Below are 20,579 nucleotides of genomic sequence, written 5' to 3'. Positions count from 1 at the left end.
GTGAAGCCCATATGGGATTTTGTAAGTCGTTTCGGTGCAAGCGTCAAATTAGATGAAAATTTAATAGTAAAGAAAGAGAACCGCTACTTCCTCATCGACGAGAATCTGAAAAAGGTAGTTGCCAAAGACTTCTTTTACGCTGGAGCTTATCTAGGAAAAATTAAGGGCGACAAATTCTTTCCGAGCCTTATCTTACTGAAAATGATTGCCAAAGGAAAAGCAAACAAGATAATTGTTGACAAGAAGACAGAGTGGCTTTTCATTTGCGGAAGAGACGTATTTAAAAGGGGGATAATTCAAGTTTCTGGCGCAAAAAGAAGAGGCGTTTATGCTTTAATACTTAATCAACGCGGCGAATGTTTAGGTTTCGGCAAAATACTCAGCAATTTAGACGAGAAAAAATGCAAAGTTGCTGTAGAGAACGTTCTGGACATAGGAGATTTTCTGAGAAGAGAAACACGTCAAATCTAAACATGTTGACCTTTTATTGTTTCCACTATCTTCTCAATTTTCACAATTTTTTGCTCTCTTTTAGCCAGATTTCGAATAGCAACCGCGTTTTCTTTTAATTCTTTTTCTCCAACAATTATTGCGTAACTCATTCCTCTCCTATCTGCATCTTCCAATGCTGCAGTTACTTTTCTTCCCATAACCTCAACTTCCACGGGCACATCCGCTTCTCTAAGCAACCTTGAAACTTTCAAAGCTTCACCTTTCAACTCTTCTTTAACTGGAATAACCATGACAGATTTCTCCCTAGCTCCCACTTCAGCCTTCTGCATCTGCAACGCCAACATTATCCTATCTATTCCATGAGCAACACCAACGGCCGGTGTAGGTTCCCCCCCAAACAATTCGATAAGCTGGTCATATCTTCCACCTCCACCCAAGGCTATGTCAAATTCTGGCACATATACTTCAAAAACCATTCCAGTGTAATACTCAAGACCTCTAGCAAATCCAGCGTCAACAATAACATCCATTTTGCATTCGCTTTCTACTATTAATTTTAGAATTGCGGCAAGGTTCTCAATCGCAGAAACAGCCCTCTCATACCCCTTCACAACCGCCTTCATTTTTTCCACAGTCTCAAAAATTTCGCTACCTTTAATTTTCACGAGCTTCTGAAGAACATTAACGCATTTTTCAGACGCTCCAGCATCTCTAACCATTTTAAGCGCGACTTCATACTCTTTTTTATCCATCCGCTGCATAACCGCATTTTGCACGGCTTCCTCCAACCCTTCTTGAACAAAAATTCCCCTCAAAACCCCCACATGCCCAACCTTGAAAACATACTTCTTCAACCCAGAAGTTGCCATGAGACTATTGGTCAACATCAGTATTTCTGCATCGCCCTCTGGCTTATTCGAACCCATCAGTTCGTAGTTCGATTGCCAAAACTCTCTATAACGTCCCTTTTGAGGTTCATCATAACGATAAACAGTACCAAAACTAAAAAGCCTAAGCGGTTTAGGCTCAGCTCTCAAAGTTGTCGCCACCAACCTAGCAACAGAAGCCGTAAACTCTGGACGCAAAGCCACATCTCGCCCACCTAAATCCTTGAAAACAAACATTCGCGAACGAACTTCTTCACCAGCCTTCGCAGCAAGAAGCTCGTAGGATTCCACCACAGGCGTTACAACTTCTTTGTATCCGTAAAGTTCCGCCACTCTTCTAGCTTTGTTTTCAATAAACTTCAGCATGCTCGCTTCTTCTGGCAGAAAATCTCGCATTCCACGAACAGTCTTGAAAGCAGGCATCAACGATTTCTCCGTTATTTTAAGGTTAATTGCGAAACCGAATAGTAAACTATTTCTCCTCTGCGGTTCATCACGGCTAAAACTAGTTCTTTCTTTAGACTTTGGCACTGCAGCATTATACGCGTTAAATCTTCAATCGGAATCGGTTTTCCTTCCTGAATGCTTAAGATTAAGTATTTAGCCGTGTCTTTGCCATACTCGCCTTTTTCGTAAACACGAAAGTCAACGCCTAAACCGAAGCCTTCTCTAACGGTGTATCCGCGGCTTCGCAAATCTCGGTAAGTCAAATACTTAACCCATGCATTCTCCTCCAAATCCTCATAACATCGCAGAAGCTGTTGGAAATCCATCTTCTTGCCCTTTTTTGTCTCAACATCTAACCATCCCTTATCCAAAAGGTAAAGTGCTTCATAAAAAGTCAGCAAAAGCTCATCGTTTTCTTTAACACCATACCCTCGAGAAGAAAGTTCATTCACACTCTGTTTTTCAGAAATTTTAACTCCTTTCTCTACTAATGCGCCTTTAACTTTGAATTCAGAACGAGTAGATTCTTTCTCTTCTCTTTTGCTCATGCAAATCCTCAACCAGCATAAGCTATATTTTTCACTTATAGACGTTGGCTTTAAATTTGCCAAAATCTTTCTTGTGCAACACGCCGTCTTCGCAAATTATTGCTGTGACATAATCCAGCGGAGTTATATCGAATGCTGGGTTAAGAACGCTTATTCCTTCAGGAGCAATTCTATATGAGCCTACATTTGTGACTTCTTCTGGTTTTCTCTCTTCAATGACAACCTCAGTCGATTTACGTGATAAGTCAAAGGTGGATCTTGGAGCGGCAACATAGAAGGGTATTTGGTGTTCTTTAGCTAAAACAGCAATTGCGAATGTTCCAATCTTGTTAATAATCGCATCAGAAACTATCCTATCAGCTCCTACAACAACCACATTAACCAATTGTTTATACATAACATAACCAACCATGCCATCAGTAATCAAAGTGACTGGGATGCCTTCCTTTTTAAGCTCATAAGTTGTTAACCTTGCGCCCTGCAGTTTCGGACGAGTTTCAGTAGCAATAACCTCAATCTTTTTTCCCTGTTCCCAAGCAGCTCTTATAACGCCCAAAGCTGTGCCATATTCAACTGTGGCTAAAGCGCCAGCATTGCAATGCGTAAGAACCACATCTCCATCACTTATAAGTTCAGCTCCATACTTGCCAATCAAACGATTTGCCGCAGCATCTTCATCAGCTATTTTCCTTGCTTCATCAACAACAAAAGCAATCAACTCTTCAGCATTCCCAGCGAAACTTTTTGATTTGGCTAAAATTCTGTCTATCGCCCAAAAAAGGTTAACAGCAGTTGGTCGTGTTCTCTTAAGAGTTTCTGCTGATTTCTCCAACTCTCTGATTAACTCTTGTTTGGATTTTGCTTGGGAATTGTAAGCAGTTAAAGCTAAAGCAAAAGCTGCAGCTGCTCCCAGTAATGGTGCCCCTCTTATTTTCATGGTTTTTATTGCGTCAGCCACTTCATCGCAGCTTTTCATCTCAAGAATCACTGTTTCATGCGGAAGCTTTGTCTGGTCTATTGTGGCGACTGTTCCGTTGTGCCATTCTATTGTTCGCTTCATTGTCGCAGCAAACCTCAGTAAACCGTTTATGCAGCGGACTGTATAAAATTTTGTTAGACAAGTGAATATTGCTTATGAAACGTGAAAAACTGAAAACGCTCGTTGAAAACCTCGGAAATAAATACTCTGAAATATTGGATATAAACCTCTCAAATGGGAAAAGAGAGGAAATTTTCAAATGGTTTTTGGCGGCTATACTCTTCGGAGCACCTATAACAGAAAATTCAGCTATCAAAACCTTCAAATGCTTCCGAAAGTATGGCGTTTTGACACCAAACCGGATTCTCGAAACTGGTTGGGATGGCTTAGTTAAAATCCTTGACGAAGGTAGCTACACACGCTACGATTTCAAAACTGCGGATAAACTTTTGGAGGTCATGCAAAATCTCATTGAAAAATATGATGGAAACTTGATAACCATCCACAACAACGCTTCTGACTCGCGTGATTTAGAAAAGCGATTAAAGAATTTAGGAAAAGGCATTGGTGACGTAACAGTAAACATCTTCCTAAGAGAACTGCGCGATGTTTGGGAAAAAGCTGACCCAAACCCAACAAGCCTAGTAATCCTTGCAGCAGAAAACCTTGGGATGGTAAAGAAGGAGGTAACCGCCAAAGACGCGTTAAAGCAGCTGAAAACTTTTTGGCTTCAAAACAAGATTGCAGGAAAATCTTTCATTACCTTTGAAACTGCATTGCTTAGGCTAGGTAAAGATTATTGTAGAAAAGGAAAATGTGACACGTGCTTAGTTAGGGGCGAGTGCTTGACTCATAAGGCGCTTTAACATAGGTTATTACTTCTATTGGGCATTCGCCGGTTAGCTTCAGTTTCTTTTTCCATTCTTCTCCTACAGCTATTAGCGAGAAAACTCCGGAAATTTCAGCCTTCGCTTTTCGAACAAGATTTACCAAGGCCGCTTGTGTTTCTCCAGTTTTAATCATGTCATCAACGATTAAGACGCTGTCTCGTTTTTTGATGGCTTCCTTTGGAATGTAAAGTGTCATCGTTACACCCGAGTCTTTGCCCAACACGTATGTTTCTTCCAAAAAAGCCTTAACCCCAACTTCCTTGTTTCTCTTTGCAAGTATCAAATTTACGCCTAACGCGTTTGCAACCATGGTCGCCAACGGTATTCCATCAACTGCAGCCGTCAAAACTTTTGTTACACGTTTTCCCGCGAAAATGGCAAGCGCGTGGTTGGCTGCTTGTTGGATGATGTTGAAATCGCCTATAATGTCAGTATTATCAAAATATCCATCTTCATCAAACTTTATTCTACTGCGAAGCTCCACTTCTAACCCAACAAGTTTTGACAACACTTTCCAAAGCTGCTTCGCTCTTGCAGTGTTTGGCAAAACATGTCCCTTCGCATATCTACTCAGAACTGTCACGGGCAAACCAGTTTTAGAAGCTAATTCGCGATATGTGATGTTTCTTTTGTACTTTGCAGTTCTAAGCAGTTCAATGGTCATTAAGCGAAGTTTTAACTCGTCTGCATGCGTGCTCATAACTTTTCCCCCTTATACAAGGATAACTCAAATACCAGAGTGTTTACCATTTATTATTGCATTACCAATTTAAAATTTCCGTTCGCACAGCGAACGATTGGTGGCGGGCCCGCTGGGATTTGAACCCAGGACGTTCAGCTTTCTTCAATGTTTAGTTTTAGAAGGCTGACGCGCTTTTTGGCTTGTTTGGTGTCCATGCTGCGCCACGGGCCCTTTTGGATTTTGGATGTATAAGAAAATTGGTGCTGCTGTGATATATTTTATTCTATGTATATTGCTGGGCGGTGTGGTTTTGCTTGTTGTGCTTTGTTTTTTGGGTCGTAGCGGTTTGTGTTTTCTTCGTTGTAGATGTGTATTTTGGAGTGGAGTTCTTTTGTAAGGAAGTTTTCTGCTTCTTTTAGTATGTTGTATTCGTTTAGGGTTCCGATTTGGGTTAGTTTTTTCTTTCTTTCTTCTGGCATGTGGTTGATTTCTTCGATGATTTGATTGGTGAATTTTGCTACTTTTTCTGCCATCGCTCTTAGAGTAGAATCTGCCATTAGTTCTTTCATTAAGTCTTTCTGCTGGACTCTGCCTGAGACGGCTTTTTCGAGAGCTTTTGTGTAGACTTTCCATTTCCATGGTGCAGCTGTGTAGTAGCATATTTTTTTGGGCTTTATTTTTGTGGCTTTTATTATGTTTGATGTGTCTTCGAGTATGTTCATGATTAGGGTTTCGTTTTCTTCGGCTATGATGTCTATTTTTGTTTTGTCTGGTTTGGGCCAAGAGCTTGTTGAGACGAAGTTTCTTTTGCCTATCATTTCCCATAGTTCTTCGCATACGTGAGGTGCTACTGGGGCTAGCATTCGGATTTGGGCTTCTAAGACTTCGCTTATTACATGCGTTTTAGCGTTGTTTTCTTTTTGTTTTGTTGTTCGTTTTTGGTACCATTGGAAGTCTTGGTCTAATTCGTATATTGCTGTGTGTATGGCTTTGCGTACTGCTAGTTTGTCCATGGCTTCAGTTGCTTTTTTTATGTGTTCTTGTAGTCGGCTGAGCATCCATTTGTCTATGACTGATAGCTCTTTGGGCGGAGTTCTTGTGTGTTTTTTCTTTGTGAATTCGGCGACGAATTTGTATAGGCGTTCTAGTCTTTCGCGCATGGATTTGGCTACTGACGGGCTGAAGTCAGCGTCTTGCAGTAGTTCGGCGGTTGCTAAAACGCTGAGTCTTATTGGGTCTGCGCCGAATTTGGTTAAGCCTTCTCGTAGTGGGATTATGTTTCCGAAGGATTTGCTCATTTTTGCGCCTTCCATTAGGACGTGTCCGTTGGTTACGATTTGGCGTGGCCAGTGTTTTTCTGGGAATATGGCGGTGTGGTTGAATATCATGAAGGTTAGGTGGTTTGGGATTAGTTCGTGGGCTGAGTGTCTGCTGTCGAGTGGGTAGAAGTATGAGAATTCGTTGTGCATGGCTTTCAGTGTTTTTGTGTCTATTTTGGCTTTTTTAGCTATGGTTGTTGGGTTGCCTTTTCCGAGGAAAATGTAGTCGAAGACGTTTTCCGTTAGTTGTTCTGCTTTGATTTTGTGTTCTTTTATGTGTCTAACGATTGTGTAGTATGCCATGTATATTGTTGAGTCTGATAGGGATTCGATTATCCATTCTTTGTCCCATGGGAGTCTTGTGCCCATTCCGGATTTTCTTGCGCATGCTTTTTCGTGTAGCCAATCGATGACGTAGTTGTATTCTGAACGCATTTCGTCAGGCAATATTTCCATCATGTCGAGGTTTTTGTGAGCTAACGCTTTCCATTCTGGCTTTCCGTAGTCGATGAACCATTGGTCTTCCAAGATTTTTACGACGCATTCTGTTCCGCAGCGGCACAAAACAGGTCTGTTTAGTAACTCGTACATTGTTGTGGCTTTGTCTTCGGCGATTAGGTCTTGTTTGACTTTGTCTTTTGCTTCTGCCACCGTCATGCCGTGGTATTTGCCTGTGTTTTGTTTCATCTTGCCATTGTGGAATTCGTGACGGTAGACCTCTTTTGTGGCGTCTTCCAGTTTCGGGTCTGTCTGGTTTTGAACTTGCATTTTTTTGACTACGTCTGCTGCTGGAGTTTCTGAGTAGTTTGGAACTTGGATTAGGGAAATTGGTTTGATTGCATTTACGGCGTCGGTTGCTATTCCGTATTCTTTCAGTTTTGACGGTGTTTTTTTGATGTTTTCTAGAGCGACATAATCATATGGCGCGTGTCCTGGAACAGACATTACCACGCCTGTTGCGTTTTTTGGGTCGACGAAGTCTGCTGGGAGGATTAGGATTTTAGTTTTTGTTGCTGGGTTTTCAACTGTTTTGCCTATGAGTTGTTTTCCTTCGAAGGTTTCTAAAATTTTGACTTTTCTTTTTTGGTAGGTTAGTTTCTCTGCGCTTTCTTTGCTGATTACCCATTGTTCGCCGTTAACTTTTGCTTTTACGTATTTTACGTTTGGGTTTAGCCAAATGTTTGTTACGCCGAAGACTGTTTCTGGACGCAGTGTGGCGGTTGGGAAGACTAGGCTGTTTTGTCTGAATTTTATGACTGTGAATTCGCCGATTTCTGGTTCTACGTCGCCTTTTGTGTCGTGCATTCCGACTGGGTTTCCGCATTTTGGGCAAAAGCCTACTGGGTGGCTTCCACGTTTTATGTATCCGCCTTTGCGTAGTTTTTGGAATTGCCATTCTATGAAGCGGTTGTAGTGTGGGTCTACAGTTGTGAATTCGCGTCGCCAGTCGATTGAGTAGCCTATTTCTTTCATGCCGGCTTTGATTTCTTGGTGGAAGTAGCGTGCCATTGTGATTGGTTCGGTTAATTCTTTGAGTTTTTCTTTTGGGATTTTGTAGACTGTTGTGAAGTCTTTGATGAGGTCTTTGTCGTTTTCTGCGAGTCGTTTGGCCATGGCTAGGACTGGTGTGCCCGTGTAGTGGAAAGCCATTGGCAATAGTACGTTGTAGCCGCGCATGCGCATGTAGCGTGCGTGTACGTCTGCGAGTGTGTATGTTCTTCCGTGTCCGATGTGTTGTGGCGAGTTTGGGTATGGATAAGCCACTGTTATGTAGTATTTTGGTTTTTTCGGGTCTGGGTTTGCTTCGAAGATTTTGGCTTGTTGCCAGCGTTTTTGCCATTTTTTTTCTGTTTTTTTCAAAAATTCCATAAAACTTTCTGATTTGGTTTGAGGGGTATTAAAGGTTTTGTTTTCACGAGCAGAGAACTTTATCCCTCATTTTGTGCACCGTTGTATAGTGTGTATGTGGTTGGATTAATCTTTTGCTGTGCGTGGAAAGCTATAGCCCCTCCCTTATAAATAGGTTGAAATTGTGGTTGAATGGGTGTTGAGGTAATTGTTATATGGGGTTGTGTGCTGAATGGAGAGAGAGAGAGCAAGTGTAAATTTGGTGTGGAGTTTGGCGTATGCCTTACTACGTTTATATTATTCAGTGTAATGGTGGCTGTTTCTACACTGGTTACACGAAGGATTTGGATTTGCGGATGAGGCTTCATGTTAATGGGAAAGGTGCCAAATACACGCGGATGCACAAGCCTAAGAAACTTGTCTATGTTGAGGAGTTCAATTCTCGGTCTGAAGCAATGAGGAGAGAGAAAATAATCAAAAGGATGACTCACTGCCAGAAACTTGAGCTTACAAAATCCAAGACTTGTTGAAGACTTATTAGCAGAATGCTTAGAAACTATTGTTAGAGGAAAGCGTATGGCGAAAAAGAAAAGCTGGAGCGAAAAATTGCATGATGCTAGAGGTTTGCCGAAAGTGGAGAAGATTACTGGAAAAATGAGCAAGAGGTGGGGCGCTGGCACCGTGGTTATTCCTGCGCCATTGGAGGTTGACGAAATAATGCGGAAAGTGCCTGAAGGAAAGGTGACAACAATAAATGAGATTCGGGCGGCGCTCGCTAAAAGGCACGGCGCAACAATTGGCTGTCCAATAACCACTGGAATTTTTGCTTGGGTTGCGGCTCACGCAGCAGAAGAACAACGTGAGAAGGGTGAGAAGAAAATTACGCCTTACTGGCGAACGTTGAAAGTGGGCGGAGTTTTAAACGAGAAATACCCTGGCGGAGCAGAAACTCAAAAGAAGCTTCTAGAAAAAGAAGGGCACGCAGTATTACAGAAGGGCAAAAAATACGTAGTAGCCAACTATGAAAAAGTACTAGCAAAAATATAGTAGGGCTGCATGGTTTTAAATTATGGTTAAGGCGACTATTCGTAAAGCAAACGTTAATGATATTCCTGCCATTGTCCAAACGAGATTAACCTCAATTTCAGAAAGGGAAACAGAGGGTTTTGGCGCACCTGAATGGGCAACCGAGTGGTCGGTTGCAGAATGGAGGAAACTATGGGCTGAAGAAAATAAATTGAAAGACGGTTCAGAAGTTCTTGTGGCTGAAAAAGAAAACAAAATTGTGGGGTTCATCGTTTTCAAAGAAGAAGTCGGTTATGTCTACATTGATGACGTTTACGTCACTAAGGCTGAGCAAAGAAAAGGAGTAGGCAAAGCACTTGTTACCTATGTTGAAGATATTGCGGTGGCTCTGGGTTCTCTTGTATTAAGACTGATACTACGGAGAATGCGCAAGGCATCCCTTGGAAGTCTTACAGTTTCTGGATAAAGATGGGATACAAAGATACGGGCGAGCGACTACCAACACAATGGAGTTTTAAAACAATCCCTTTTGTCAAGAATTTGAAACATTAAGACTTTAGCTGTTTCTTTAGGATTTCTTCTGCTTTTTTGGTTGCTTCTGGTAGTTTTTGTGGTTTTGTTCCGCCGCCTTGTGCGAAGTTGGGTTTTCCTCCGCCTCCACCGCCAATGATTGCTGATGCTTCACGCACTACTTCGCCTGCGTTTACACCTTTTTCTAGTGCGGTTTTTCCAGCCATAACCATTATCCGCGCATTCTTTCCATCCGAACCATAAAACACTGCGACTGACGCATCATCTCTTTTGATTATCTCGCTTGCCGTTTGAACCATGCGGTCAACATCAATGTCTTCCTTAAAATCGCGAAAAACAAGCTTCAAACCGCCTACTTCCTTAACTTCCTCAGCTTTTCCCGCACCTAAACCAGCGCTTTCGCGTTCCGCCAATTCTTTAATGAGTTTTCTTCTTTCCGCATTCGCTTCCTTCAATTCTTTAACAAGCCTCTCCGCTGTTTTGTCCAGCTTCTCCAAAGGCGCGTTCAAAATTTCTGAGACACGCCACAACAAACGCTCATTCTCCTGCACCGCCTTCAAAGCGGGAATCCCAACAGAATAAACAAGCCTCTCAACGCCGTCTTGCACGCGTTCTGTGTGAATTATCTTTATGAAACCAATTTCGCCAGTGCTTCTCAAATGCGTTCCCGCACACGCTTCAACATCCCAATCACCAGTAGCCACAACACGAATTTCCTTGCCTGGAACCGCTCCACCCTGATAAAGCCTAAAACCGTGACGGCTTTCCGCTTCGCTTCTCAGCATCCACTCAGTCGTAACCGCCATGTTCTGCAGAATCGCCTGATTCGCCAAAGTCTCTATCTCGTGAACCTCTTCCGGCATAAGTCTTCGATAATGTGAAATGTCCAATCGGGAACTGTCAATGCCCTTTTGCGTTCCAAACTGCCAAACATGCTGTCCCAGCACGCGCCGCGCAGCACCATTAATCAAGTGCGTAGCCGTATGAGCCTTCATAAGACCGTAGCGCCTATCCCAATCAATAACGCCAGTTATTTTGCTGCCTTCTTTTGGAAGAACCTCGCTTTTGACTTTGTGAACGATTACTCTGCCAACCTTCCTTACATCAAGAACCTCCGCTTTCTTCCCGTCAAACATGAAAAAGCCAACATCAGCCGGTTGTCCACCGCCTTCAGGATAAAAGCACGTTTTATCCAAAACCACGTATTCGTTAAACAATACCTTAAGAACCTTAGCATCGAAGCGTTGCATGTACGCGTCTTTATAATATAACTGCTCAGTTTCCGGCAAACCTGAAACCGCCGTTTCCAACCGTTCTTCTGGTTTAACCTCCTCCTCAACAGGCTTCTCAGCTTGCATGTGCCTCTGCGCAATCAAAGTGTAAAAATTATCTGGAATCGCCACCCGCAAATCTTCTTTCTCCGCAACTTCTTTAACAATCTCAGGCGGAAGCCCATGCGAATCATAAAGTTCAGTTAAAGTTTCTATTGGAATTTCCTTTTTCCTTTTCGTTTTTAACTCGGCTGAAATCCGCTTAATCATTCCTTCGCCGCGTTTAAGCGTGTCTCCAAACTTTTCCTCTTCCACCTGGAGCATATCCATAATCTCGTTCCGCATTTCCTTAAGATGTGGATAATCTTCACCCCAAAGGCGAATCTGCATATCAACAATATCATAAAGCTTGTCCGCAATGCCAAGCATCCTCAAAAGCCTATAGACTCTTCGGAACACGAGCCTCGCCAAATAACCCTCTTGAATGTTCGATGGAACAACGCCTTCAGCAAGCAAACAGCTAAGGCATTTAGTGTGGTCCGCAACCGCGAAGACATTCTCAATAGGAACCAAAAACTCATCAAGCTCATCCACGCTTAAACCAACAAGCGCCGCTTCCCTCTTACGAGTCTCCAACCTACTCGCAGTCTTATCCAAATTAACCAAACTGGAAAACTTAGCCACTTTCTTTAACAAATCAACGTCAATTTTAACCAAACCCGCCATCCTAAACAATCTATCAAGCAAGTCACCATAAACCGCATGAAAACCGCTAGGAGCGCCTTGCGAAAGCCAAGCATAACGGTCCATGCCATAACCAGGGTCAACTGTCCGAATGGGCAACTTAACAAACTCGTCATCAACAACCTTGTATTGCATGAAAACAAGCGTCGCAACCTCTAAACCTCGAATAACAGACTCCAAACATGGTCCAGCGTTTCCACCCCCACACCACACTTCCTCCTTGTAAGTAACCTCGTCAGATTTTACACCCAAAACTTCCGTAACCCATCGATGATGAAAACGCACAGTCTCGTCTTTCCAGTAAACCTCCTTGTCCGGATAATTGAACGCATGCGCTCCACCCATCTCAAAAATTGTCAAGTGCCTGCCAAAAGTTGGACCAGTATTTGCAATGTCCACTAACCGTATGCAAGGCTGAGAAACCACAAGCGGATTCGCCGGGGGTGGAGCAATTCCATTCGTTACGTAAGGTTGAAAATCAATAATGCTTGCATGCGTTAGGTAAATGTCGTCTCGCCATCTCGCCACTACAGGATAAGGCTTTATGCGTGTGTGCCCATTCTTTTCAAAAAACGAAAGAAAGGCTTCACGCATCTCACGCAAACCATAACTTTTCCGGGTAGGCGGATTATCTATAAATGTGTAACATGCACACTCGTCTGAAGACGCTTCACCACAAGTTTCTTGGCTTTGATTTTGCGTCCAAAAGTATTTGCCACATCGAGGACACAATTTCCTAACATAACCTGCTTCTTTAAAGAATGGAACGTTGTATTCCTCTGCAGGAAACCTATCCAACTCTTAAGCACTCCAATTAATGTGTGATCTAAGTTTTCAAAATGTTAACGGACAGCAAACATTTAAACTATTTCGCTAACCAAGTTTGAAGCCTAACAGAAAGCCCACGGCGAAGCTTCCAATGAACGGCAAAACCGATAGTATGCCGACAAGCCATGACGCGGCTTGCTGGGCGCCACCAAGCCATCCAGCTACAGCGTCCCAAAGCGCACTGTAGTTTATGTTGATTATTCCTTGAGTGCTTAGGTATATGAGGGCGATTAGGAAGACGCCTATCAAGATGACTATGAGCTTGCTAATTTTCTTAATAGCGTATCCGCAGATGAAGCCGCCTACGGCGCCTATGCCCAGTTGATAAACGAGTGGAGTAACTAACTCGCTCATTCAATATTCCTCTTTATTGGCGTTTGTTATGACAAGTTTGATTTAAATGCGTTTTGTTATTAAGAATAAAAAAAAAATGTTTGCGGTGAGGAGGTGAAAAACACGGAGTTGCTAGACATATACATACTGAACCTTGTGGTCACCATAGGCATGTTTGTCGTTTTAATTTTCAGAGCATGGGTTGAACAAAAACATTACCATATGATGTGGCAGGAAATGGAGTGGCGAAGAACATACCAAACCATGGGACAAATACTGAAAGCAGAAAAAGACCTATTCTCAAAAATGGAAGGCGGCGACGAACTCTACCAAATGCTATGCGAAATCTTCAAAGTCGACGAAAACAAGAAAACCTAAGGAAAATGCCACCCCTCAATCATTCCATCAAGCCTTTTGCTGCGCTTCTCCATTCCATAACGTCTAAAAGGCTTCGTCAAGTGCCTCTGAGACCTCGTTGATGTAATGTAAAGACCTCTTTTAACTTCACGCTTCACTAGAGTCTGAATTTTTTTAAGGTCTGCGTGTCTTGAGCCGCATTTTTCACATCTGAAGCCCTTATTCTTTCCCATGGACTCTAAGCGTTTACCACATTTTGGACAAAGCGGATTATGACTGATAATTTTCGGCGCAAGCTTCAGCAATCTAATTTTTTCAAGATTCACGGTTAATGGCTTATCTTTCGACGCTGCTCTTACGCCGCCGTAAACTTCTACACAATCTCCAACTAACAGTTTTCCCGCAACCTTCCTAAGAACTCCAGTAGGCTCATATGCTGCGCAATCGACCTGCGCGCTTTCATCCTTTATCGCGAAAATAACGTGTCTTCTCGGAATCAAAGTAGGATTTGACGCTACTGTTCCTCTTGCAATAACTGGGTGGTAAGGTTTTATTTCACTAAGGCTTTTAACCCGTTTGAGATGCGCATCCGTTCCATGATTCGTGCGGAAAATAACCCACCGCTCAACTGACTCAAGAGGCTTAACCATGAAGAAAGCCTTTTTCACAATTTCTGGGGTCTCTCCTCTGATGCCAAACAATATCGGGTCGGGTCCCCGCGGCGTTATAATAACTCGCTTTTTCTCAAGGTCAACATTATTAAAAGTGTATGGCGCCGTAGCCTTGTCCATTTCAAAAATTGAAGCCTCATCCACGCGTCTCTTTAAACCGTAATTTTCTGGAGCACGATACGCAATAATCTCGTATGTGTGGTCTCTTTGAAGCGGTTCGCCAACAGCAGCTAAACCGCCGATTATTCCTCTGCCGTTCTTGAAACCCACCGCTTCTTCTCTGAACATTCGCAGAATTTTCAACGCTTCTTTCAAACTTACAATCCCAGTTATCGCATTTTTGGCAAAATTCCTAACCAGTCTTGGAATTTTGGCTCTTTTAAAGAAAACTATGCCCGGGTCTGTTCCTTTAAACGCTAGGTCCGCATGCTCTTCAACAGTGTTTATCACCGCTTCTTTAATTTCGTTTTCCACACGCTCATTGTATCGTATTCTTAGGCATAAAGCTCCGTTTCCTCTGGTCTTCCACGGCACGTTAGGATTCAGCCTAACCAAATTAGGATAATCAATGAAAGTTGCGCCTAGTTTTTGCAGTTTCTCCACGAGAAGAGCGGCAACATAGGTTGTGCATCCTTTCCTTGTCGAATCGGTATCGTCGAATCCTATGTGCATTGTTTTTGTGGTCATCTATGGCAGCCTGGCTTTTACGAGTTAGAGAATAGCGGAGCGTATACTAAAAATGTTGTTTTGGCGTGAATGAAAAAAGAGGAAGCGTGTGCTATTTTGTCTCTTCGACAACTATCATTGTTAATGTTGAGCGAACCTTGTCAAGCCTTCTGACACGCCATGTCACAATTTCCTTCAGTTTATCCATCGTGTCTGCCTTAACCCGCGCAATTATGTCATAGACTCCATAGACTGCATAGGCTTCATCTACACCCTCAACTTTCTTTAAATCCTTCAGAACATCAGCTTCTGACCCTATTTCCGTATTTATCAGCACAAACGCTGTAGGCATTTTGAATCTCCTCACTTAATGTTTAACGTTGTACATTAAAATATTTTGCTATAAAAACAGAAATGAACAAGCATGCTCAATTTGAAAAGATACTCTTATCTTCTGTTTAAGATAATAAATATTAGGTTTAAGCATGTCGACCACTATTACAAGCCGCGAAATGCGTGCTTTAGAGCTTAACGCTGAATATTTCGGAGTTTCACAACTTCAACTCATGGAAAACGCAGGAAACCACGTAGCCCTAGAAATCGCATCAAGATTTCCAAAAAACAAGACAATTGCCATTTTCTGTGGTTTAGGCGGCAACGGCGGAGACGGTTTCGTCGCCGCGCGGCATCTCTCCGCATTAGATTATAAAGTTACAGTCATTCTCGCTGACAAAGCTAAAGAAATTTCCCATAAAGCGGCTTTAGAAAATTGGAATTCCTTACAGTTTTTGAAAGAAAATATCACCATTCATGAAGTATACGACAGCGCACTCATACCAGACATAACCGCTGATGTGGTCGTTGATGCATTATTAGGAACTGGCACAAAAGGAAAACTAAAGCCGCCTATTCTGCAATTGGTTCAAAAAATCAACGCTATAAACGCCTTTAAAATAGCGGTAGATGTGCCAACAGGAATAGACTCAGACACAGGCGAAGTATTAGGCGAAGCAGTGAAAGCAAACCTAACAATCACATTTCACAGAACGAAACAGGGACTTGAAAAAGCCAGAGACTACGTTGGAGAACTACTCGTAAAAAACATAGGATTACCAAAAGAACTCGAAAATTTTGCTGGTCCTGGCGATGTTATGCTTGTTTCTAAACCGCGACCAAAAGAATCCCATAAAGGAGACTTCGGACGCTTACTCATCATTGGCGGAAGCGAAACCTATTCCGGCGCGCCCGCACTTGTGGCTTTAGCTGCTTTACGAACAGGCGTAGACCTTGCTTATGTTGCGACCCCAGAAAAAACCGCGCATGCAATTTCTTCCATGGCGCCGGACTTGATAACGATAAAGCTTGAAGGAAAACACTTGAACATAACAAACATGCCAACGTTAAAAACATACATAGAAACAGTTAACGCCGTCGTACTGGGACCTGGTCTGGGATTACACGTAGAAACCAAAGAGGCTGTTAAAGCCATAATTGAAATTGCCGAAAGTGCTGGCAAGCCTTTGCTTTTGGACGCGGATGGTTTGAAGGCTTTTGCAGAGTTTAAGAGAAAACTGAAAACGCCTCTGGTGTTGACGCCTCATGCTGGAGAATATGCCATATTAACTGGCAAAAAGTTACCCGAAGTTTTCAAAGAAAAAATTCTTGACGTGCAGAAAACCGCGGCAGAGCTAGGCGCAGTAGTATTGCTTAAAGGACCAGTCGATATAATCGCAGACGAGAAACGCTTCAAACTCAACTTTACGGGAAACCCAGGTATGACAGTTGGCGGAACAGGAGATGTGCTCTCCGGAATTGTTGGCGCCCTTCTCGCTCAGAAGGCTAATCCATTTGAAGCCGCTACCGCTGGAGCCTTTGTCAACGGAGCCGCCGGAGACTTCGTTTCCGAAGAAAAAGGCCACCACATGGTCTCCACAGACCTACTAGAATGGATTCCGCAGGTTCTAAACGACCCGATGAGCCATTTGAAGGTGCGCAAAACAAGTGCAAAAACAACTTAAAATCATCGTATATCACGCTCGACAATGTGACCCAAAAAAATGCACAGCCTTAAAGCTTAAACGCCACGGGCTCGTTCGCGTAGTTCACCAAATAAAATTCTTGCCAAGAAGAGCAGTCGTGCTTAATCCCTTATCTAAAATCGCGTTTTCTCCAGCTGACAAGGAAAGAATCGAAAAATTTGGGTTGGTTGCTTTGGATTTCAGTTGGGAACACGCCGAGAAAGCTTTGCTGAAAAATGTTAGAGGAACATCCAGATGCTTACCTTACTTGATTGCTGGAAACCCAGTTAATTTTGGAAGACCCACAAAACTTAGCACCGTAGAGGCATTAGCCGCAGCCTTACACATCGCTGGGTTCAAGAATGAAGCTGAACAGTTGCTTTCAGTTTTCAAGTGGGGACACACCTTTCTCGAAATAAACCATGACCTATTAGAAGGCTACGCGAACGCAAAAGACAGCAAAGACGTGGTACAATTACAAAAGAATTTCATGGAAATTTAGATTGCTAATATTTAAGTTGTTGCGATAGATTTTAAAATATCCCCCTTATAGTTTTATGTGCAAAGGTTGCGGCGCACAGTGTACGAAAACATTGCCAGTCTAGTAGTGTTCATTACAGCAACCGCAAATTGTCTCGCGTTTTTCCTGCGATGGAAGAAACTCTACTTACTCTACAATACAACCTCTTTCAGCATTGAATCCACGAGAACATATTTTATTTGGAATCCTTATGGAAAACCGAGAAAAATATTTACCAATTTGATATTCTTGGCGGGAATAGCGTTCGCTCCGCCTCTTTTCTTAACTTGGGTTTTTGTAATCGTATGGTCTATTGTTTCTGCATTTCCAATTTTAATAATAATAACTGGACTGTACGTCATAACACGAGTAAGCGATTATGAATTATTAGATTTCGCTAAAAACTTCATAAGATATAAACCATTAAAAATCGGCGAAGGCGACTTGAATCTTCTGAAACAAACACAGAAGGTTCTGCGTCGTTCTGCCATCTTGTCTCTTATAGTTGCTTTCGTTTTTCTTGTTTTAACCATATTTTTAACGTTCTTAGCTATTTGATAATTAACAGTTTAGACTCACATTTTGCTAATTTGAAAACCAAGCAACTATGGTGAAAAATTTAAACATAAAACACACAACGTTAGTTTCAGTGAAACAAATGGAGGCTGTCTTCAGTTTTCTCTATTTCTTACTTTCAATAATTTTATTATCTTTGTCTGGAGTCATGATGCCTGGACCAGTTTTTGCCATAACAATTGCAAAAGGATACAAGAATAAAATTGCCGGAGCCTTAATCGCTTTGGGGCACGGCGCAGTGGAATTTCCATTAATGTTTCTGATTTATTTTGGCTTTACATGGTTTTTTGCTTCCACTACCGTTCAGAAGATTATTGGGCTAGTTGGAGGTTTAATTCTCATTTTTATGGGCTTTCAAATATATCAAGCACGAAAGGAGAAAAATGAGAACTATAGGACATTTCATCACGGTTCTTTTGTTGCCGGTTTTCTCGCAACCATCGCCAATCCTTACTTTTTCCTTTGGTGGGCAACAATTGGCGCAAATTTAATATTAACCGCTGTGGCTTTTGGGTTTGCTGGCTTTTTGGCGTTGGCTATAACTCACTGGTCATGCGACCTTGCATGGGACACGTTTGTATCCATGGTCGTCTTTAAATCGAGACATTTCTGGACAGAAAAGACTCGTAAGATAGTTTTCGGCTTTTGCTTTGTAGTGTTGACTGGGTTTGGATTATGGTTTATCCTCTCAGCAATATTTTAGAAATGCGCCCTTTTGCTGAAAATTTTAAGAGAATAAATGTAGAATAGAAAATATGTAGGGTCAGAAAAGGAACCAACTATGATCGAATTTCAAATCGGCAAGGCAAAGGTCTGTCTTGTTCAAGGGGACATAACTGAAATGGACACTGATGCCATAGTTAACGCTGCAAACTCAACACTTATGGGCGGAGGAGGCGTAGACGGCGCAATCCACCGCAAAGGCGGACCAAAAATCCTAGAAGAATGCAAATGCATAAGAGCCACAGAATGGCCAGAAGGCTTACCAACCGGCAAAGCAGTAATAACTTCTGGAGGCAATTTAAAAGCTAAATATGTCATTCACACGGTTGGACCAATCTGGCGTGGCGGGAACAGCGGCGAATCAGAGCTTTTGGCGAACGCTTACCGTAACTCGTTAAAACTGGCAGTAAATAAAGGGCTTAAGACTATAGCTTTTCCATCCATAAGCACGGGCGCATACAGTTACCCAATAGAAAAGGCATGCCGAATAGCTTTAGAAACTGTTAAAGAATTTTTAGAAAAAGAAGACAATGTTGCTAAGATTGTATTTGTCTTGTTTTCTACGCATGACTTTGAAGTTTACAAGAAGTCAGCAAAAGAAATTCTGAGGTAAAAAAAGATTGATATGCTGATCGTAGCAAGATACATCAATCACCATACTTCTTATACTATCTCGCAGATGGGATTGCTTCAATAAAGCGAATCTGCCAACTTTTCCAAAAACCAAAATAAACGACTATACTAAAGTCCCAAATAACTTAGGAAAAGGTTTTTAGTCAAGTTGTCATATGAAAGTCTGCAAATGCACTAGGTAATAGTGAGAGGTAGATATGTTATGTCCGTATTTGCAGCGCCAGGAGCATATGACCGTGCCATAACCGTTTTCTCACCAGACGGTAGACTGTTCCAAGTTGAATATGCAATGGAATTAGTTAACCGTGGAGCAACAATTTTGGGAATACGTTGCTCCGAAGGAATAGTTTTGGGAGCGGAAGAAACCGTTGAACCCCTTGAGGACGCAGAATACTCCTGGAAAATTTTCAAAGTTGACGAGCATATTGGCGCAGCAATAGTTGGTTTAAGCTCTGACGCGCGCATTCTTATAGACCAAGCAAGAGTGTACGCTCAAAGTAACAGACTAACTTATGATGAACCAATAGACGTAGAAGTTGTAACTAAAAGAATATGCGACATAAAACAACTATACACGCAACATGCAGGCGTCAGACCCTTCGGAGTTTCAATGATTTTCGGCGGAGTCGACAAAGCGGGAAACCGACTATTGGGAACGCATCCAAGCGGAACATACAGGGGCTACAAAGCAACAGCTTTAGGCGCTGGAAGAGAAACCGTGCTATCAGTATTGAAGGAAGAATACCGTGAAGACATGGTGCTAGAAGACGCTACGAAACTTGCAATAAAATGTTTAGTAAAAGCCCTAGAAGCCAGACAACTGCCACCAAGAATAAAAATAGCCGTCATTCCTTCGGCAACAAAGAAAATGGAAATGTTAGGCGACGACAGAATTGAAAGTTACATGAAAGAGTTAGGACTGGGCAAGTGAAACGCTGATGAGCGAAAAGTACACCGTCGCACGCATAATAAAGGATAACGAACACTTTGAAGTGCTCGTAAAACCTCAAAAAGCATTAGATTACCGGATGGGAAAAATCGCCGCAATAACCGAAGTGTTAGTAACCGAAACCATATTTTCAGACGCAAACAAAGGCACAAAAGTTTCAGAAGAAAACCTCCGCAAAGCCTTCGGAACAACAGAACCACTAAAAATAGCAGAAATGATACTGAAAAAAGGAACATTGCAACTAACAACTGAACAAAGAAGAAAAATGATTGAGGACAAAAGAAAACAGATAGTAGACTTCATATCAAGACAATGTGTCGACCCCAAAACAAACCTTCCACATCCACCATTACGCATAGAAAACGCCCTAGAACAAATCCGCTACTCAATAGACCCTTTTAAGCCGGTGGAAGAGCAAGCACGAGAAATAATCAAGCTACTCAGACCAATTCTGCCACTAAAAATGGAACAAGTATCCGTAGGCGTCCACATACCGACAGAATACGCGGCTAGAGCATATGGAACAGTAAAGACTTTTGGAACAATAAAACGGGAAGAATGGCGTGGCGACGGTTCATGGTATGGCGTCTTGGAAATGCCAGCAGGTTTATACGGTCCTTTTCTGGAGAAACTTGGAGAGATAACTAAAGGAAATGGAGAAGCGAAAATAATCGCTTAAA

At 42.3% G+C, this 20,579-nt stretch carries 22 protein-coding genes and 1 tRNA gene; 13 read left to right on the top strand and 10 right to left on the bottom strand.

The annotated features are described in order from the left end of the window. Complete coding sequence (locus tag QXW63_07550; protein ID MEM3461746.1) at nucleotides 1-471, top strand: hypothetical protein; 471 nt, start codon at nucleotides 1-3, stop codon at nucleotides 469-471. Here QXW63_07550 and hisS read toward each other — a convergent pair. From hisS to mtnA, 3 genes are read right to left on the bottom strand one after another with little or no spacing between them, the layout of a single operon-like run. Beyond that, nucleotides 468-1,763 (bottom strand): histidine--tRNA ligase, encoded by a 1,296-nt coding sequence (gene hisS, locus QXW63_07545; protein ID MEM3461745.1) that lies wholly within the window; start codon nucleotides 1,761-1,763, stop codon nucleotides 468-470. The genes QXW63_07550 and hisS overlap by 4 nt on opposite strands. A 14-nt stretch (nucleotides 1,764-1,777) precedes the next feature. After that, nucleotides 1,778-2,335, bottom strand: coding sequence for a tRNA-intron lyase (gene endA / locus QXW63_07540; GenBank protein ID MEM3461744.1), 558 nt, complete (start codon nucleotides 2,333-2,335; stop codon nucleotides 1,778-1,780). A gap of 31 nt (nucleotides 2,336-2,366) precedes the next feature. Then, complete coding sequence (gene mtnA, locus QXW63_07535) at nucleotides 2,367-3,395, bottom strand: S-methyl-5-thioribose-1-phosphate isomerase (protein ID MEM3461743.1); 1,029 nt, start codon at nucleotides 3,393-3,395, stop codon at nucleotides 2,367-2,369. Nucleotides 3,396-3,469: 74 nt separating this feature from the next. Between mtnA and QXW63_07530 the strand changes: the two genes are divergently transcribed. Beyond that, the gene (locus QXW63_07530) at nucleotides 3,470-4,180 is read left to right on the top strand and encodes a hypothetical protein (GenBank protein MEM3461742.1); all 711 of its coding nucleotides are present in this window, start codon (nucleotides 3,470-3,472) and stop codon (nucleotides 4,178-4,180) included. Here the strand turns inward: QXW63_07530 and QXW63_07525 are convergent. The 3 genes from QXW63_07525 to leuS form a co-directional block, all read right to left on the bottom strand. Beyond that, entirely contained in the window at nucleotides 4,146-4,904 is a 759-nt protein-coding gene (locus tag QXW63_07525; GenBank protein ID MEM3461741.1) for a phosphoribosyltransferase family protein, read from the bottom strand. The genes QXW63_07530 and QXW63_07525 overlap by 35 nt on opposite strands. Nucleotides 4,905-5,005: 101 nt before the next feature. Beyond that, nucleotides 5,006-5,117, bottom strand: a tRNA-Arg gene (locus QXW63_07520). 47 nt (nucleotides 5,118-5,164) lie between these two features. Continuing rightward, nucleotides 5,165-8,065: a leucine--tRNA ligase gene (gene leuS / locus QXW63_07515; GenBank protein ID MEM3461740.1), complete on the bottom strand. Its 2,901-nt coding sequence runs from the start codon at nucleotides 8,063-8,065 to the stop codon at nucleotides 5,165-5,167. A gap of 266 nt (nucleotides 8,066-8,331) precedes the next feature. On the opposite strand from leuS, the gene QXW63_07510 reads away from it, so the two are divergent. Genes QXW63_07510 through QXW63_07500 form a run of 3 tightly spaced genes read left to right on the top strand, consistent with a single transcriptional unit; the run spans nucleotide 8,332 to nucleotide 9,545 of the window. After that, entirely contained in the window at nucleotides 8,332-8,583 is a 252-nt protein-coding gene (locus QXW63_07510) for a GIY-YIG nuclease family protein (protein MEM3461739.1), read from the top strand. Nucleotides 8,584-8,629: 46 nt separating this feature from the next. Beyond that, on the top strand, nucleotides 8,630-9,100 hold the full coding sequence (locus QXW63_07505; protein MEM3461738.1) for an MGMT family protein: 471 nt from the start codon (nucleotides 8,630-8,632) through the stop codon (nucleotides 9,098-9,100). A gap of 22 nt (nucleotides 9,101-9,122) precedes the next feature. Then, nucleotides 9,123-9,545, top strand: a complete 423-nt coding sequence (locus QXW63_07500; protein ID MEM3461737.1) for a GNAT family N-acetyltransferase — start codon at nucleotides 9,123-9,125, stop codon at nucleotides 9,543-9,545. Nucleotides 9,546-9,627: 82 nt separating this feature from the next. Here the strand turns inward: QXW63_07500 and alaS are convergent, their stop codons facing one another. After that, entirely contained in the window at nucleotides 9,628-12,423 is a 2,796-nt protein-coding gene (alaS, locus tag QXW63_07495) for an alanine--tRNA ligase (GenBank protein ID MEM3461736.1), read from the bottom strand. 75 nt (nucleotides 12,424-12,498) lie between these two features. After that, nucleotides 12,499-12,807, bottom strand: a complete 309-nt coding sequence (locus tag QXW63_07490; protein MEM3461735.1) for an FUN14 domain-containing protein — start codon at nucleotides 12,805-12,807, stop codon at nucleotides 12,499-12,501. A gap of 93 nt (nucleotides 12,808-12,900) precedes the next feature. On the opposite strand from QXW63_07490, the gene QXW63_07485 reads away from it, so the two are divergent. Further along, complete coding sequence (locus QXW63_07485; protein MEM3461734.1) at nucleotides 12,901-13,164, top strand: hypothetical protein; 264 nt, start codon at nucleotides 12,901-12,903, stop codon at nucleotides 13,162-13,164. On the opposite strand, the gene QXW63_07480 is transcribed toward QXW63_07485, so the two are convergent. Beyond that, nucleotides 13,161-14,501 carry a tRNA(Ile)(2)-agmatinylcytidine synthase gene (locus QXW63_07480; protein ID MEM3461733.1) on the bottom strand — a complete coding sequence of 447 codons (1,341 nt, stop codon included), beginning with the start codon at nucleotides 14,499-14,501 and terminating at the stop codon, nucleotides 13,161-13,163. The genes QXW63_07485 and QXW63_07480 overlap by 4 nt on opposite strands. A gap of 91 nt (nucleotides 14,502-14,592) precedes the next feature. Beyond that, on the bottom strand, nucleotides 14,593-14,832 hold the full coding sequence (locus QXW63_07475) for an Lrp/AsnC ligand binding domain-containing protein (GenBank protein ID MEM3461732.1): 240 nt from the start codon (nucleotides 14,830-14,832) through the stop codon (nucleotides 14,593-14,595). A 133-nt stretch (nucleotides 14,833-14,965) separates the two neighbouring features. Between QXW63_07475 and QXW63_07470 the strand changes: the two genes are divergently transcribed. From QXW63_07470 to QXW63_07440, 7 genes are all read left to right on the top strand, one after another. Continuing rightward, a complete protein-coding gene (locus QXW63_07470; protein MEM3461731.1) occupies nucleotides 14,966-16,498 on the top strand; it encodes an NAD(P)H-hydrate dehydratase in 1,533 nt (510 codons plus the stop codon). Continuing rightward, nucleotides 16,482-17,000, top strand: a complete 519-nt coding sequence (locus tag QXW63_07465; protein ID MEM3461730.1) for a DUF367 family protein — start codon at nucleotides 16,482-16,484, stop codon at nucleotides 16,998-17,000. The genes QXW63_07470 and QXW63_07465 overlap by 17 nt, the downstream gene beginning before the upstream one ends. A gap of 66 nt (nucleotides 17,001-17,066) precedes the next feature. Next, nucleotides 17,067-17,576 carry a hypothetical protein gene (locus QXW63_07460; GenBank protein MEM3461729.1) on the top strand — a complete coding sequence of 170 codons (510 nt, stop codon included), beginning with the start codon at nucleotides 17,067-17,069 and terminating at the stop codon, nucleotides 17,574-17,576. Nucleotides 17,577-17,676: 100 nt separating this feature from the next. Next, nucleotides 17,677-18,297 (top strand): LysE family transporter, encoded by a 621-nt coding sequence (locus QXW63_07455; protein ID MEM3461728.1) that lies wholly within the window; start codon nucleotides 17,677-17,679, stop codon nucleotides 18,295-18,297. Between the two features lie 78 nt (nucleotides 18,298-18,375). Beyond that, the gene (locus tag QXW63_07450; GenBank protein ID MEM3461727.1) at nucleotides 18,376-18,930 is read left to right on the top strand and encodes an O-acetyl-ADP-ribose deacetylase; all 555 of its coding nucleotides are present in this window, start codon (nucleotides 18,376-18,378) and stop codon (nucleotides 18,928-18,930) included. Between the two features lie 222 nt (nucleotides 18,931-19,152). After that, a complete protein-coding gene (locus tag QXW63_07445) occupies nucleotides 19,153-19,881 on the top strand; it encodes an archaeal proteasome endopeptidase complex subunit alpha (protein ID MEM3461726.1) in 729 nt (242 codons plus the stop codon). Nucleotides 19,882-19,888: 7 nt separating this feature from the next. Next, on the top strand, nucleotides 19,889-20,578 hold the full coding sequence (locus tag QXW63_07440; GenBank protein MEM3461725.1) for a ribosome assembly factor SBDS: 690 nt from the start codon (nucleotides 19,889-19,891) through the stop codon (nucleotides 20,576-20,578). The last annotated feature ends 1 nt before the right edge of the window (nucleotide 20,579 follow it).

The organism is Candidatus Bathyarchaeia archaeon, from assembly GCA_038873195.1.
In the GTDB taxonomy this organism is placed as follows: domain Archaea; phylum Thermoproteota; class Bathyarchaeia; order Bathyarchaeales; family Bathycorpusculaceae; genus DSLH01.
The sequence above is the reverse complement of the archived record's forward strand: the minus strand, read 5'-3'. Positions and strand labels throughout refer to the sequence as shown.